The 15,507-nt window shown below is 39.7% G+C and carries 10 protein-coding genes; 3 read left to right on the top strand and 7 right to left on the bottom strand.

Features of this window, described 5'->3' with window-relative positions; genetic code table 11:
* Positions 1-4: 4 nt before the first annotated feature.
* Together G626_RS0111060 and G626_RS0111055 are read right to left on the bottom strand one after the other, a co-directional pair.
* Complete coding sequence (locus G626_RS0111060; RefSeq protein WP_022932851.1) at positions 5-910, bottom strand: hypothetical protein; 906 nt, start codon at positions 908-910, stop codon at positions 5-7.
* Complete coding sequence (locus tag G626_RS0111055; protein ID WP_022932850.1) at positions 903-1,397, bottom strand: deoxycytidylate deaminase; 495 nt, start codon at positions 1,395-1,397, stop codon at positions 903-905. Before G626_RS0111055 ends, G626_RS0111060 begins: the two co-directional genes overlap by 8 nt.
* A gap of 130 nt (positions 1,398-1,527) precedes the next feature.
* On the opposite strand from G626_RS0111055, the gene G626_RS0111050 reads away from it, so the two are divergent.
* On the top strand, positions 1,528-1,902 hold the full coding sequence (locus tag G626_RS0111050; protein WP_022932849.1) for a desulfoferrodoxin family protein: 375 nt from the start codon (positions 1,528-1,530) through the stop codon (positions 1,900-1,902).
* A 31-nt stretch (positions 1,903-1,933) separates the two neighbouring features.
* Here the strand turns inward: G626_RS0111050 and G626_RS16435 are convergent, their stop codons facing one another.
* From G626_RS16435 to G626_RS0111025, 5 genes are all read right to left on the bottom strand, one after another.
* Entirely contained in the window at positions 1,934-4,195 is a 2,262-nt protein-coding gene (locus tag G626_RS16435) for a transglycosylase domain-containing protein (protein ID WP_081647534.1), read from the bottom strand.
* A gap of 2 nt (positions 4,196-4,197) precedes the next feature.
* A complete protein-coding gene (locus G626_RS16430) occupies positions 4,198-10,317 on the bottom strand; it encodes an alpha-2-macroglobulin family protein (RefSeq protein WP_022932847.1) in 6,120 nt (2,039 codons plus the stop codon).
* A 33-nt stretch (positions 10,318-10,350) separates the two neighbouring features.
* Positions 10,351-11,475, bottom strand: a complete 1,125-nt coding sequence (locus tag G626_RS17620; protein WP_022932846.1) for a GGDEF domain-containing protein — start codon at positions 11,473-11,475, stop codon at positions 10,351-10,353.
* Positions 11,476-11,559: 84 nt separating this feature from the next.
* Positions 11,560-12,069, bottom strand: coding sequence for a hypothetical protein (locus G626_RS0111030; RefSeq protein ID WP_022932845.1), 510 nt, complete (start codon positions 12,067-12,069; stop codon positions 11,560-11,562).
* Positions 12,069-13,001, bottom strand: a complete 933-nt coding sequence (locus tag G626_RS0111025) for a DUF2156 domain-containing protein (RefSeq protein WP_022932844.1) — start codon at positions 12,999-13,001, stop codon at positions 12,069-12,071. The genes G626_RS0111030 and G626_RS0111025 overlap by 1 nt, the downstream gene beginning before the upstream one ends.
* 230 nt (positions 13,002-13,231) lie before the next feature.
* On the opposite strand from G626_RS0111025, the gene G626_RS0111020 reads away from it, so the two are divergent.
* Positions 13,232-14,404 carry a type III PLP-dependent enzyme gene (locus G626_RS0111020; protein WP_022932843.1) on the top strand — a complete coding sequence of 391 codons (1,173 nt, stop codon included), beginning with the start codon at positions 13,232-13,234 and terminating at the stop codon, positions 14,402-14,404.
* A 364-nt stretch (positions 14,405-14,768) separates the two neighbouring features.
* Complete coding sequence (locus G626_RS0111015; RefSeq protein ID WP_022932842.1) at positions 14,769-15,500, top strand: epoxyqueuosine reductase QueH; 732 nt, start codon at positions 14,769-14,771, stop codon at positions 15,498-15,500.
* Positions 15,501-15,507 lie beyond the last annotated feature (7 nt).

The following is a 15,507-nucleotide window of genomic DNA, read 5'->3' as shown; positions in this document are numbered from 1 at the left end:
AGACTTATTGTGTCAAATATTCAGCAAATTCTTCATTTTCATTTACAAATTCTTTAGCGGCTTCAAGATAATTAGACCAGGTAGAATAAAAGAGTGGAGTCATGCCTGGAATCAATGAAAGATCTGTAACATTGAGATAATCATATTTGATGTTATGCTCGTCAAAGAATTCGGCTACGCTTTCAACATTATTATAAAGTACATAGCCTATGAAAGTAGAACAAACAAATCTATTTAGATAAGATTTTTCATCATCCTGATCAATTTTTACATTTTTTGCACTTCTAGGATATTTTTGTGTTGAAAACTGTTTATGTTCTTTTGAAGTAAAAAACTTTTTCTTAATACTGAATAGAGCCAATTTAACGTTTAAACCTGAAGCGTATTTGACTTTTGTTGACTTCAGATAATGATCGACAAATTTCTGTGTGTTATTGTATTCTTCTTCGGTAACTTTGAGGGCGTAAGTAATCTGTTCTGATTTTTCAGGATTACAATGTTTCATGTATTTATGACCTTCTACAGTCAGACAGTTTTCTTCAGCAAAGTTGTATTTTCCGCCTAAGGTTAAGCCATAAAAAGTATCATTCAAATTAAAATTGATAGCTGAATGACTTAAATCTGGTACGTCTTCTGTTTTAGTAGCAGCAAGGCCATTCTTTAAAATATTTGCTATATACACAGGACTGTTATAAACAGGATTATATAAACGTATAAAAAGATATTTATAATCTCCTTCAATTTCCTGAAATTCTACATCTGGTGCAAGAACTATCTGGGCATCTGCAGGAGCAGAAGGTGAAATTGATTCTTTTACAAGAGAGTTTGTTGTTTTACAACTCTGAAAAGAAAAAGCGAGAAGAAGAAGTAAAAGAAGAGGAAAGTATTTTTTAAGAATTCTATTAAACATTTATTTCCAGCTTTTTACCTGTCGGCTGATACTGGTAATAACGTACGCCGGCTGCATTCATTAATTTTTTAGAGGCTTCGACAGATGGGGTTCCGTCATATTTATTTTCTGCAAAAACAACTGTTTTTATACCGCTCTGAATAATTGCTTTTGCACATTCATTACATGGAAAAAGAGTAACGTAGATTTTACAGTTTTCAAGAGAGCCGCCACGGTAGTTTAAAATTGCATTGAGTTCGCTGTGTGTTACATATGCATATTTTGTTTCAAGGGTATCTCCTTCGCGTGCCCATGGAAATTCATCGTCAGAACAGCCGCGGGGAAAACCGTTATAACCCATAGAAAGAATTTTGTTATCAGCATCAACAATGCAAGCCCCTACCTGGGAATTAGGGTCTTTGGAACGTAAACTTGCAAGTTTAGCAACACCCATAAAATATTCGTCCCATGAAATATAATCAGTACGTTTTTTTATGATTTGTCCCATCTTTTTCTCCTGTTATTATTTTATAAAATATTTGCAAAACTGTCATTAGATACAATTAAATAAAATTTGTGTAAATAAGAAATTTGACAAAAGAAGATTGTTTATGTACCCTTTATAAAGGAGGCAAAAAATGGAAGTTAAATTTTTTGTTTGTAAGCATTGCGGAAAAATTATTGTTATGGTTAAAGAGTCTCTTGCACCAACTGTATGTTGTGGTGAAGATATGGTGGAACTTGTTCCGGGAACTACAGATGCAGCTGTAGAAAAACATGTTCCTGTTGTAAACGTTGAAGGAAACAAGGTTACAGTAAGTGTTGGCTCAGTTACTCATCCTATGCTGCCTGAACATTTTATTGAGTGGATTCTTCTTGTAACAGATAAGGGTATTCAGAAAAAACAATTGAAGCCAGGTCAGGAACCTAAGGCAGAGTTTGCTTTGCTTGATGGTGAAAAAGTTACTGGAGCTTATGAGTTCTGTAATCTTCATAAGCTGTGGAAGTGCTAGATTTCGAAACCAGTTCGGAAAGACAGTTTTACTATTTTACAGTAAATGAAATTGTGATTTCTTCTTTGCCGCATAGCATGTGGCAGGAATGTTCGCCACGATCAACTGGAATAGAAAAAATAAAAGGCCGGTTGATTGTGGCGAATTTTTTTTCATCATAATAAATTTCAAGTTGATTTGAAGAGCCACCGGTAACTTCAAAAGGTATAGCCTGCTTTTGTGAATTTAAATTACTTATAAAAAATAAAGAATTATCTTTTGGAGTAATAAGCTTAAGTGGAGAATTAGAGTATTCGATAAAGCCTGAATCTGCTTTTCTTCTAAGCCATTGCTGATATTCCGCAGGATAAATTGTCTGATTTTTTCCATTGATTTTTTGATGCCAGGAACAGCTTTCTAATCTGGTATCGTTTCTGACATATTCGTAAACTGTTGAATTACAATGGGGGCCTGCTTTTAAGCCTGAAAGAGAACAGATTTTTTCTTTGTGATAATTTTCAGGTTCTGGGAATGATTGTGATGTGGAAAAATCTGAAGGATCTGTGATGTTATCTAAAACATTTTTTGCAACCCAGGCAGGAAGAGAAGCTCCGGTTTTTCCAATTACAGTATTTCCAGAGAAGTTTCCCATCCAGACACCAATTGTGTATTTTTGTGTTGCTCCAAGGGCAATAATATTTTGAAATTGATTTGATGTGCCAGTTTTAAATATTGATGGGTAAGAGGTCTGAAAGGTTTGTGTATATCCGAAGCCAAGAGCCCGTGCCCCCTTATCAGAAAGGATTGAAGTTATTATGCGGACTGTGTCAGAGGAATATAGCTGACGAACGTTAGTTAGTTTTTGATTTTTAGTTAATGAGATAGGAATATAATTTCCATCTCTGACAAATACTGAAAATGCAGGTACAAGTTCATAAAGCGAAACTGCACCGGCACCGAGAGCGAGTCCCAAATCTGCTTTTAATCCGGTATCGTTTTCTTTGAGTGAGTCGAAACCAAGCTCGTAGAGTTTTTCCAGATAATTCTGGACGCCGACTTTATTAAGAGTTTCTACAGCCGGAATATTGAGGCTGGAGGACAGGGCTATGCGTGTACGTACAGGTCCGTTATAACGGTTGTTAAAGTTTTCAGGGATGTAGAGTTTTTCGTTTCCAAATTCAGAAGGAACATCTGCAAGTACTGTTGAAGGACCAAGAATATTCCGGTCAATTGCGAGGGCATAAAGAAAAGGCTTCATTGAAGAGCCGGGCTGATTTTTTACGAGTACACCATCAATTTGTCCGCTGTTATCATCGTCAAAAAAATCACCATTTCCAATCCAGGAAATTACAGAAGCATCTTCGTTATTAATGAGGAGGAGAGAGCCGTTAGTAATACGGTCATTTCCAGCCTGCTCAAGTGCCTGACGTAAAAAGCTTTGAGACATTTCAGAAATTTCTAAATCAATTGAAGTATGTATTTCATATTCAGAAGTTCTATATGACATTAAATAGTTTACGAAATGTGGAAGCTTAAAAGGGTAATTATAGTATTGTGCCTTTGAGGCAGCATCATAAGCCTCTTGAGAAAATTTAAGAAAACGCTTGCTGTGTTCAACAGGATTATAATAAGCCGGATTTCGGAGAAGCACAGAAAGAACTCGGATTTGTCCGGAGATAAGGTTCTGGAGATCCGAGCCAAAGTAAGTTCTGGCAGCAGAAGTAATTCCATAAGAGTTTTTTCCAAAATAAATTGAATTAAGATAAAGCTCCAGAATTTGTTTTTTTGATAATTTAGCTTCGATTCGGTATGCATAAAAAGCATCTTTTATTTTTCTTGTAATTGTATGAGTTTTATCTTTATTCATAGCTTTTGCAAGCTGCATTGTTATGGTTGAAGCACCGCTTACAATTTTGTCTGCTTTTTTATTTTGAATTAAAGCCCTCAAAATAGAAAACCAGTCTAGGCCATGATGAAAATAAAACCGGCTGTCTTCCTCTTGAATAAAGCTTTTCTGGATTTGCTTTGGGATATTGTTTATTGGTGTGAATTCGCGTCTTCCGCCGCCCTTAATCGCCGTAACCTGAATCAACTCGCCGTGGCGGTCGTAAATCCTGCAGCTGTATTCCTGAGCGCAAAACTCTGTAAGTTCCGGAAAGGGCAAAAGGCGCATGGTAATCGGAGGCAGGAAGACGATAAGTAGAATTATTAAAGCAGTTAGAATGGGTTGCTTCGCTCCGCGCTTCGCGCGGAGCTCGCAATGACGAGGCTTTAGTTTTTCTCGGAGCTCGCTTAGATGTTCTTTCAATTTCATTATTATTCGATTATAAAGAGATAACCGTCACTTCTACCAAAGACTTCCGGCTCATACATACATTCGCCCTGTACAGGCGGAGTTGGATAAATACCACGACGTGCTGCGCGGAAGGTAAATTCCACAGTATGACGTCCTGTGTGCATTTCGTCCCAGAAGAATTGAACTTCGTTATCTGTTACATTTTTATGACTCAAACCATTGTAAGAATCAAGAATTTCTGCACCAGAAGGAATTGGAGCTCGAAGAGCGACATACTCTTTAGTTCTGCTTGTTTGAATAATAATCTTTGCTTTATACATTTTTCCACTTTGCAATGTAATATCACTTGTGTCTTTAGAGACATTAATTAATTCATCGTTTTCAAAATCACGAATTTCATATGTGATATTCAGACCTTCATTGCGTGCGGCCTGGGCTTCATCCGGAAGAGCATACTTCATTTCTACAGTATAGAAGAGGTAACCATTTCCATCTTTTTCAAAAACAAGAGGAATTGTTTTATCTCGTGGAAGAGAAGAAACAAATTCATCTTCAAATGGCAGAGTAAGAGTTTCCGGTTTTGCAGAAGCTCCCTTAAAGCTTTTGTTTAATAACTGGCGTCCATTAAGAGATGCTGTTGCGGTGTAATCACTTGCATCGAGATTACGCTTCTGGATGTAAGTATAAATAGAATCCAGTACGGATGCAGTTGTAATGGTGTTCTGCCAGTATCCGCGTGATTGCTTTTTGAGCAGCATATAAAGCAGTCTGTCTACCATTTCGTCATCAGGATTTACTGTTACAAATGCAGAAAGTATTGCGGCATATTGTATAGTTTCATTTTGATAACAGAACCAGTAGCCGCTTCTTGCTTTTTTAGAAAGCGAAACTCCACGCTGATCCGGCTGCAGATATGGACGGATTTTATTATTGATTAATTTTGCTTTTTCAAAATCCTGCTGACTACCGGTATTTGCATATGCTAAAGAAAGACAGGCAGCTGCATCCAGAGTAATTGAATCTACTTTTGAATAAAGCTCATTGCGAACTGAATCCAGAGAGTTATCTTTTAAAAGACTGAATATGTAGCAGGCAAAGGCTTTATCGTAATCATAATAGTTTGAAGCCTGATAGCGTGTGTTGTAGTTCTTTATTGCAGAGGCAACATATTGTTTCAGGTTTTCAATATTAAGAGGAATATCTTCCGGACTATAACCTCGCTGCATTGCAAGTGCGTAGATGTAAAGAATACGCATGCTTACAAAATCAGAAGAATTAAGAGATTCCGGCCAGTAACCAAATCCACCGTCTGCATGCTGATAGTCTTTCCATTTTTTGGTCCAGCTTGTAACACAGTCTTTAATATTTCCGACTTTAGAATCCATACCAAAGACATTTATGTATTTATCAAAACTAACTAACGGTAGTATGCGAGAGCTCTGCTGTTCCAGACAACCGTAAGGATAGTCAAAAAGATAATTTACGGAAGAACCGAGTACTCCAAGTCTTGTTGCATCAAGAATGAGTTTGATATCTCCACGACCTTCTTTTGCAAAGCCTGGAATTATCAAAGATTCTTTTTCTGTTCCGGAATCTTTATCAGAAATACTTCCGGTCATAGTTACACTTTCATAAACAAAGGTCTTTTCAATTCTGACAGGGGAAATCAGTTTTTCATTAACAAGATTTGATTTAATTGTGTATACAAGATTTATGGTTCCCTGTTGAGAAGCACCAACATCAAAATATACAACGGAAGACTGGCCGGATGGCACTGTAACTGTGTGGGAGCTTGGTCCATCAACAAAACCCTTTCCTGGAACTGTTCTGCGGCCTTCAAGTTTATCCTGTTCAGTATCTTTATCTGGAGAAAGAACTTCGAGATTAACAGTTACCTTTTCACTTTCTTTTCCGAGATTTGTAATTAAAACTCCACATTCTGCTGTATCGCGTTCGCGCAGACGACGTGGTTGTACCGCCTGAATGTTAATAGGGTTTTGAACTTTTACTTCATTTTCCTGAATTGCAAAGAGATCATCTTTTGCACCAAGAACAGAAATACGGTAGGTTGTAAGATTATCCGGCATCTTAAATGTAAGGCTTGCTTCGCCATTCTGGTCTGTAATAATAACAGGTTCAAAGAAAGCTGTAGCGCGAAAATCTTTTCTAACTGCTTCTGTGTCATTTGCTGCTAATGATTTTTCCATCAGCATATCTTTTACATCTTCGTCTCCGCCTATAAGATTTTTTACACTATAAGTTACAGGATCCATAAGCAGAGAACGTGAGTCGCCGCCCCAGACTCTCAATGGGAAGTTTTCACGGTTATAGAAGAAGTCAATTGGATTTGGAACATGATATCCGATGAGATCCAGAACTCCGCGATCAACAGCAAGTGCAGTAAGTTCTGCTCCGGCATAAGGCTTACCACCCTTTGTTGCCTTTAATTTGATTGTTGCTGTTTCACCAGGTTTGTAACTTGGTTTGTCGCATTCTATAGCAATAGAGAAAGAACGAACGTATGGATTTATCAAAAGCGGAGTAACTCCGTAATAACCTTTTGGCTTATCAAGATCCGGCTCTCCATAATTGTGAGATGGCTGACCATGTCTTTCTGAATATGATGAAACAGAAACGTATACCACTGGGAGATAATTACCGGCAATAGGAATGTCGATTACTTCTGCACCATTTTCAAAATGACGGAGCTCTTCTGTAAAGATTCCTTCACGTTCAACAGTAATCAGATAGTTGCCAGCAGGTAGAGGACTTTCTAAAAGAAGGTGTGCTGTTTCTCCAGGATTATACTGCGACTTGTCTGGTGTAAGCTTAAGTGAATCTGAGTTGTACTGATCGAACCAGCTGGAACCGCTGCCAGTTACATAGAATTCGTATTTGCTTATAACCTTTCCACCCTGATTATCGTAACCGGTTACGGTAAGTGTGTACCAGCCGGAAATTTCCGGTTTAAGTGTAAGAGTGCTTTTTGTCTGGGCAGTGATTTTACCTGCTGCATCTTCAACGTCTGAACGTTCATAGCGGGTATAGATTGTATCATCTACACTCTGTTCATGAACCATAGTCCAGACTTCATGAGTGAGTTTATATTCGAGGCCGGAAACTTTAAGAGCAAGCTCATTGTCTTTCATAAGGCTTCCGTCAATGTTTACAAGAAGATAAGGTATTTCAATCTTTTCACCAGACTTTGCAAAGCCGCGGATATTTTTAGCTTTCGCAAGGCCGATATAGAATTGGGCCGGATGAACTCTGATATTATTTTGAGCTGTAATACGCTGATTTGAAATATCTGTAACAGCTGTTTCTATATGATAAATATATGGTGCACCATCTGTGATTTCTTCAGACTTACAGGAGAGAGCTGCTTTACCGTCCATTGAAAGAGAACCGGTATCGTTTGAATAATAATATCTTGAAGGATAGACTCCTGAATCAAAAGTATATCCATTAGCAGCAGGCTCTGAGGTTTTAAAAGTTGTTGCTTCTTTATACCAGGTTACTTCATAGTTAGAGCCGCCTAACGAACCACCTGCAAGATAAGATGCAGAAAGATTTGCAGAAAGTTTATCTCCGCTATAGTATGAAATGTCCGGAACAGAAATTGATGATTCGAATTTTACTCTTTCAAAATCTGCAACCGTAAATTGAATCATTGCTCTTTCATCAGAATTATCTCCACGAGTATAGATGAGATTATAAGTTCCGCGTTTTAAATCATCCGGGATTTTAAAGGAACCATAAAAACCGCCGGATTCAGAAAGCTGGCCGGCAATTGGTTCAATTATATCTTTTGAATCCCACCAGGCTCCTTTTGCGTTTATTGAGTACCAGCCTGTATGGGTAGTAAAGCTTCCGAGAAGCTGGTCACGGTCAATTCCGCGGAAGGTCACAGTTTCACCTGGTCTGTAGATTCCACGGTCTGTAAACATAAAGGTTCGCTGCTGAGGCTTTCTTGCATTCTGGCTTGAATCTGTACTTACTCCTTCGCGCCAGGTGTTATGAGAAGCAGGTCCGAAAGCAGCTTTGTCTTTACCATTGATGACATAGACAAAAGCAGTGCTTGTTTCTCCCTGGATTTTATCCATCTGCTCATTTGTATAATTGATTACGGCTAAACCATTTTTATCTGTCTTTCCCTGTGCATAAAGTTTATCGTAAGTATTCTCATCACCGGGTATAAAAATTTCTTTAGGTATATAATTTGAGTCCTTCCATTTTTGATAATCATTTAAATCATGAACAATATATACATCTGCATTTTCTACGGGCTTTCCTGTAGAAAGGCTTCGTACCATTATAACTGCTTTATTGAAGCCCATACGTGCAGTAATACCAAGATCAGTAACCTGTACTACACCGTACATTTTTGGTTCTTCATCTTCATACTCTTGTCTCCAGTGATTATATGTTTTGTATTTGGCATTTGCTTCGAAGCGGACAAAACCGTATCCGTCATCCAGGAAAGGTTCTAAATCCATTTCTGCAAATTGTCTTTGATTTTTTATGCTGACATCAAGATCATGGTAAACAGTTTCATTTTTATTAAATTCATAAATTCCGTTGCCTGTAGGACGATTTGTTTTTTGAAGTCCGTATTTTCCCTGTATAAGATTCTGATATTCGAAAATCATTTTATGAGGGAACTGAGCTTCGAGCATTTTAGTTCCGTAATTCTGATATCTTACATAGGCAATTTCCATTGGGGTTTTAAAAGTATAAGAAGCTTTTGCTCCGGTTAGCGGCTGGCCAAATTTATCTTTTAAATCTTTTCCAAAGCTTAGAGTATGAGTCTGATTATAATTGAATGGAAGATTGCATAACTTTATTGAACGGCCGTAGAAAAGAATATTGTCTTCGGTAATTTTCGGGCCATTGTCGTAAGTTAAATTGTTGAGTAAAGATTCTTTGTCTGGTTCCTGGGTAAAATAAATGGTTAAAGGCCAGCTGTATTTTGAAGAAGAATAATCTGTCATGCTGTAAACTTCATCAATTTCAAAAGGGCGTAGAGTTTCGTAGCTTTGAGATTCTCCTGCTGAGTTTATAACTTCAACTTTTGTATTATGTGGAAGGGGGCTTTTGATTTCTACGAGCCAGGTATTGGTACGTTCTGCAGCCTGGTCAAAATCAGCTTTGTTATACCACATATCAAAAATTTCTTTATAGACAGGTGTAATGTCATATTCAGCTTTCTTTCCGTTTACGACGATTGAAAGATTCTGCTGTATTGCCAGGAGACTGGTGGTGTAATTTGTGCGCATTACAAAACGATTTTCATAAGGAGGAAGAGCTCCTGTATACCAGCCGTAAGCACATTCGCTGTCTTTTATATAGCCACCCCAGATATTTGTAATTTCTACGGGTTCAGCCTGAGTTTTAAAAACTGTGTCTCCGGTAAGTGATTTCCCGCCGGATGATTTTGTATTTGAATTGATGGTGATTGTATATTGAACAGCCGGGTCTGCGCTCTGGTCAGCTTCGAAGCTTAAATGTCTTGTTCCATACCAGCGGAAGGTACCTGAAAGTGGAGGTGTAATCTGCATGATATCTGAAGTTTTTTCTGGCTGGTCGAGAGCCTGAAGAGAATGAACCGGAGATGAAAATATGACATAGAAAGATGGATAATTTTCGCCGCCAGGAATTTTTTCCTGAGGTCCCCAGTCTTCAATAAAGAAGTCTTTTGTGCTGTAGTCTTCTTCGACTTCGTCTGCAGGTTTATATTCAGCAAGGCTTGTTTTTTTTGTTGAATACTTAGTTATGTAATCTGAAAGCTTTCGGATTCCGGGAATAACAGAGTTTCCCTTGTCATTTTTTTCAGATGATTTTTTTGTTTGCTTTTTTTGTGAAGTTTTTGTTTTTACTTCGTTAAAAGCAGAATCCGGATATTCAGGTGTGAAATCAAGGGTAAAGAATTTTTTTACGGAATCAAAATCTACAAGATTAGTAGTGTCCGTTTTTAATAGAAGGGAAGGACGCTCCAGATATTCCGGTTTTTCTTCGGAGTAGGCCTTTGATGTTGAGAAGACTGTGGCTATACCTGAGCTCTGAACATCAGTTTTTTTACAACTAACGAACGTTAGTAAGGAAATAAAAAATACAGAAACTATAAAAGCAATTTTTTTCATGAGAACCTCGAAATATTTTATATTGATTTAGAATTATTTTTCTGCGCGAAGAACTTCCAGTTTTCCGTCTGCTCTTGCGTTTATGCGTTCTGCTTTTTTCATGCGGGCTTTTTCTTCATACATTGCCTTATCTGCATAAGAAATAAGCTCTTCTACACAGTTTCCGTTAGTCGGATAAACTGCGAGACCAACTGAAGCTGAAATATCTGCCAGAACATGGGCCGAGAGTTTTGCCGGAACATTGAGAACGGCTTTAATGCGTTCTACGGTACTGGTATAGTCTGTACCGGTGTTTTTTCCACGGAAGATGATTATGAATTCATCACCGCCAAAGCGGGCAACAATATCTTCCGGGCGAACAGATTCCATCAGGCGTTTTGCAACTTTAGAGAGGGCAGTATCGCCTGTTGTATGACCGAATCTGTCATTAATCTGTTTAAAATTATTCATATCTATAAAACACACAGCAACCTGACTTCCGTTACGGTTTGCGTAATCAATTTCTTTTTTTAGTGTAAAAATTGCCGTTTGTTTTGTATAAAGGCCTGTAAGCTGATCCAGAGTGGCAAGCTGGGCAAGTCGGATATTGCTCTGGCGGAGTTTTAAGAAAAGAAGAGTAAGAATTGTAAAAGCTGCAATCAAAAGAAGTGAAAGGGTTGTAAGTACAATTACAAGATGAATGTTTACCCAGTGACCGGAAGGTGCAACAGCGAGCTCATAATGACCATCCGGAATATCAAGGCGTACAGATATTGGTTTATTTAGCTTCTTGATGTCGGAACCAAAAACGGTAGTGGCTTCATTTGTATAATTGCTGACTTTATAGATAGAAAATTTGTAGCCGCGATTCTGTAAACCGGAAAGGTTGAAGTGACCGTAAAGAATATTTCTTAAAGTTTTTTCATTGTGGTCTGAAGCGTTATCATAGTTTTCTTTTATTTCATTTGCATATAAAAGGGCTAGATTCTGGGCTTCGAGTTTTCGAGAGCGTACGGAGCCAAAGGCTTCATAAACACTGATGTCTGCGAAAATCATAAGCAGAAAAAGAAAAACAGCAATTACAAATACGAAGTCTTTTTTTAAAAGTCGAGTAAGGGTTGAAATGTCGTAAACTCTTTTTGTGTTTTGCTCCGGAGTTTGAGACAGATTTTCATCCATAACAATATATTATAATGGATAAAGGAAAAATCCGCCATTATTTTGTTATTGGGACTGTTTTGTGACAGACTTGTGCTGTCCGGGCTATTTTAGCGGATAGATGATGTTTGAAAGGAAGTCTGAGGCTTCTTTAATTATATCCGGGTGTTCGGTTGCGTAGTCGAGAATCTGCTGGCCAAGGCCTGAAGCGGCAAGTTCACGGACGCGATCGAGAGGAACTTTGTTGATGGCGGGGCAGGTTGGGGTGAGGGCGACGGCGATGCTGTTGTCTTTCTGGCGGACGGCGCGCAGGGGCCAGATTTTGCATTCAAATGGCTTGAGGTCCTGTGGGAGCGTGCAGCCGCGAGATGGATCCAGGAATGGGCAGGCTGCTTCTTCGGATGGGTCGTCTGTGTGATAGGCATTGCGGAGGTCGAAGGTGAAGGACTTTCCTGACTTGCCCGCTGGGCGGAACTTTGCGTCTGGCTTGAGGGCCTGGAATTTCGGGAGGTCCGCCTCGGGGAAGACTGGGGTTTCCCAGAGACTGGTGCGGCGGAAGCTGCAGCAGAACTTGCAGGCGGCACAGTCTGATTTTGCGAGGATAGATGATAACATTAGAGGACCTCTCCATAAAATTTTTCTAAAATAATTTCGGGCTTGTAGGAAAGCTTGGCCTTGCGAAGACCTTCTACGCCCATATCCTCTTCGCGGTTCAGATAAAGGAAAGACTCGCAGCGGCGGGCGAACTGCTGGTTGATGACGGCAAAGGCTCCATTGCGGGCAAAGTCACCAAAGGACTTTTCGTAAATTACATCGAGGACGTCACCGGAAACAGGGGCGGCCAAGGTCATGGCAGCGGGCTGTTCGTTGATGTAGAGGACGCCGCCGCGGAGCCTGAGCAGCTCTGTATTTTCAAGGGCGATTTTGATGCTTTCGTGTTCCAGACGGAGAACTTCTTCGGAGTCGCCCTGGTTTTCTTCGTACCACTTTTGGGAAACGATAAGGATGTCGGCGGCGATGTCATTTTCGGGATAGGCTTTGAAGTCCCAGTTTGTTCCCTGGGCGCCGTAAATTCGGTTGAAGCGGGAAATGTGGTTTCGCTTTTTCTGATATTGGGAGCCGGGGAGGTCGGCCAGGTTGCTGCGCAGATAAATGTAGTCGCAGTCGTCGCGGTTGGTTTTCCAGTTTATGCTGCGGCCGGGGAAGTGGCGGGCCAGGCAGTCGTTTATGAGGGCTTTCTGCTCGCTTGTAAGAAGACAGAAGGCTACAGGGCGCTTTTGGGCTTTTGCATCTTCAAAAATATATTCGAGGGCTGTTTTTAGCCAGTCTTGCGGCGGATTTTTCATTGAAAGGGGAAAGCCGTAGCCTGTGCGGTTTTTTGAATCCTGTGAGCCATGATAATAGCGGAAGAGGATATTTTTCTGGATTTTGAGTTCTGTATTGTATTTATCCTGCAGCAGAAAAAGATTTGCGATTGAAGTGTCGCTGCCGAAAAGTCCGGAGCTTTCTAGGTTGCTGCTGAGGTATTCAAAATCCTGTATGTTCATATATTAAAGTTACTGATTATTGATGTGAAAAACAAGGAAAAACATCTAAATAAATTGTACAAAATTGAATATATAACAATTTTTTTAATTTTAGAAAAATGTATTAACTATATCAATGTTTTTTGCTATTATTTGCCGAACGTTGAAATAAACTAAGTTCCTTAGACATAGGCAGCGTGACGGCGTTGACCGTATTTTTCATTTATATCATTTATGTACAGGTGATTTGGATGTTTAATCGTAACGACTATGTCAGTGATAAGGACTGGCAGCGTTTTCTCGACTTTTCTAAAGATTTGGAAACCCCAAATATCGTAATCAATCTCAACACTATCAAGCAGAATTTTATTCGTCTTAGAGATTCTTTTCCTTATGCCCGCATTTATTATGCGATGAAGTCTAACCCTGGCGAGCCGGTTCTGGAAATGCTTGCAGAAATGGGTTCAAACTTTGATATTGCTTCCCGCTATGAGCTGGACATGATTTCAAAGTTCAACGTTTCTCCGGATCGACTTTCTTACGGTAACACAATCAAAAAGGCTAAGGACATTAAATACTTTTACGACAAGGGCGTGCGCATGTTTGCTACCGACAGCAAGGACGACCTCAAGGCCATTGCTGAGAATGCTCCTGGTTCGCGCATTTATGTGCGTATTCTCGTAGAAAACTCGGTAAGTGCTGACTGGCCGCTTTCCCGCAAGTTCGGCTGTCACCCTGATATGGCTTATGATTTGCTGGTGCTTGCCCGCGACCTTGGCCTTACTCCTTATGGAATCAGCTTCCATGTTGGAAGCCAGCAGCGCGATATTGGTCAGTGGAACGATGCTATTGCTAAGGTAAAATATTTGTTTACTTCCCTCGAAGAGGAAGAGGGTATTCGCCTTTCGATGATTAATATGGGTGGCGGTTTCCCTGCAAGTTACATTGAACCTACAAATGCTTTGTCTGAATATGCTTCGGAAATAACCCGTTATATTCAGGAAGACTTTGGTGATGATATTCCGGAAATTATTCTTGAGCCGGGACGATCTCTTGTTGGCGACAGCGGTATTTTGACTTCGGAAGTAATTCTGACTTCGCGCAAAAACAACACAGCCCTGGCCCGCTGGGTTTATGTTGACGCCGGAAAATTCAACGGCCTCATCGAAACCCTCGACGAATCAATCAAATATCCTGTGGTAACCAGCCGCGACAAACCTGGTGAAAAAGAAGGCATCGTAATTATTGCAGGCCCTACCTGCGACTCTATGGACATCATGTACGAGGATGCAAAGTACAAGCTGCCGATTTCCCTCAAAGCCGGTGACAAGCTTTACTGGCTTTCAACAGGTGCTTATACTTCAACATATGCCTCGGTTGCCTTCAACGGCTTCCCGCCGATAAAGACTTACTTTATGCGCTAAAATCGAAGAACCGTTAAAAACAAAGCGCGCAAGCGGTTTTTCCGACAAAAATGAAGAAAAATAGAGTTTTTGTCGGAAATACAAGTCTTTAAAAATAGGGATTTTCCGACAAAATATAACAAGAATCTTAAATTTGTCGGAAAAAATACCTTATTAAAGTTCTAAAAATCAGATAATTTATGTTTTTTCTGAGGAAAATTCCGACAAAAAGCAATTAATAATGGCATTTTGTCGGAATTTCGCACTCTAGGGTCATTCTTTTTTCCGACAAATTCGAAAGATTGAGAATTGTTTGTCGGAAAAATCATTAAAATCGATAACTACTTGCAGAAATAGAGCAAAAATCTCATACTAAATATATCTTATGGAAAAAAAGATAAACTATCAGAAAATTCTTGATGAATTACTGGCTGGACTTGAGAGTGAACAGAAACAAGCCGATTTCTCGCAGCATGCTCCAAAACCTAGTCTTCTTCTCCATGCCTGCTGTGGACCTTGTTCATCTTATGTTCTGGAGTATCTTTCTAAATATTTTCAGATTACAGTTCTATATTACAATCCAAACATTTATCCTCAGGAAGAATACGAAAGGCGTCTTGCAGAATTAAAAAAGCTCTATGAAGTTTTTCCGCCTGCACTGGATACTGGAGTGAAGGTTGTTGAGTACGAGTATCAGCCGGAACAGTTTTATGACGCTGTTGGTGTGCGCGAGGAGCCTGAGCTTGCCAACGAACCCGAAAAAGGAGAACGCTGTCGTCGCTGTTACAAGTTCCGTCTAGAGCGCGCCGCCGCCTATGCCGCTCAAAATCATTTTGATTATTTCTGCACATCGCTTTCAATAAGTCCCTTCAAGGATGCTGTAAAAATCAATGAACTCGGAGTTGAGATTGAAGGCCGGCTACTGGCCGCTACAGCCACAAATGCTGCTACTGCCGCTACTGTCACCGAGACCTCAACCTCCCCAAAATGGCTCTTCTCAGATTTCAAAAAAAAAGGTGGATTCAAACGCAGCCTTGAACTCAGCCAAGAATACGGCATGTACCGCCAGACCTACTGCGGCTGCGTTTATTCGATGAAGAATAAAGAGAAATTGTAAAGAAAAG

The sequence above is a fragment of the Treponema bryantii NK4A124 genome (assembly GCF_000421345.1).
Classification (GTDB): domain Bacteria; phylum Spirochaetota; class Spirochaetia; order Treponematales; family Treponemataceae; genus Treponema_D; species Treponema_D bryantii_B.
This window is presented reverse-complemented; position numbering and strand designations above follow the sequence as displayed.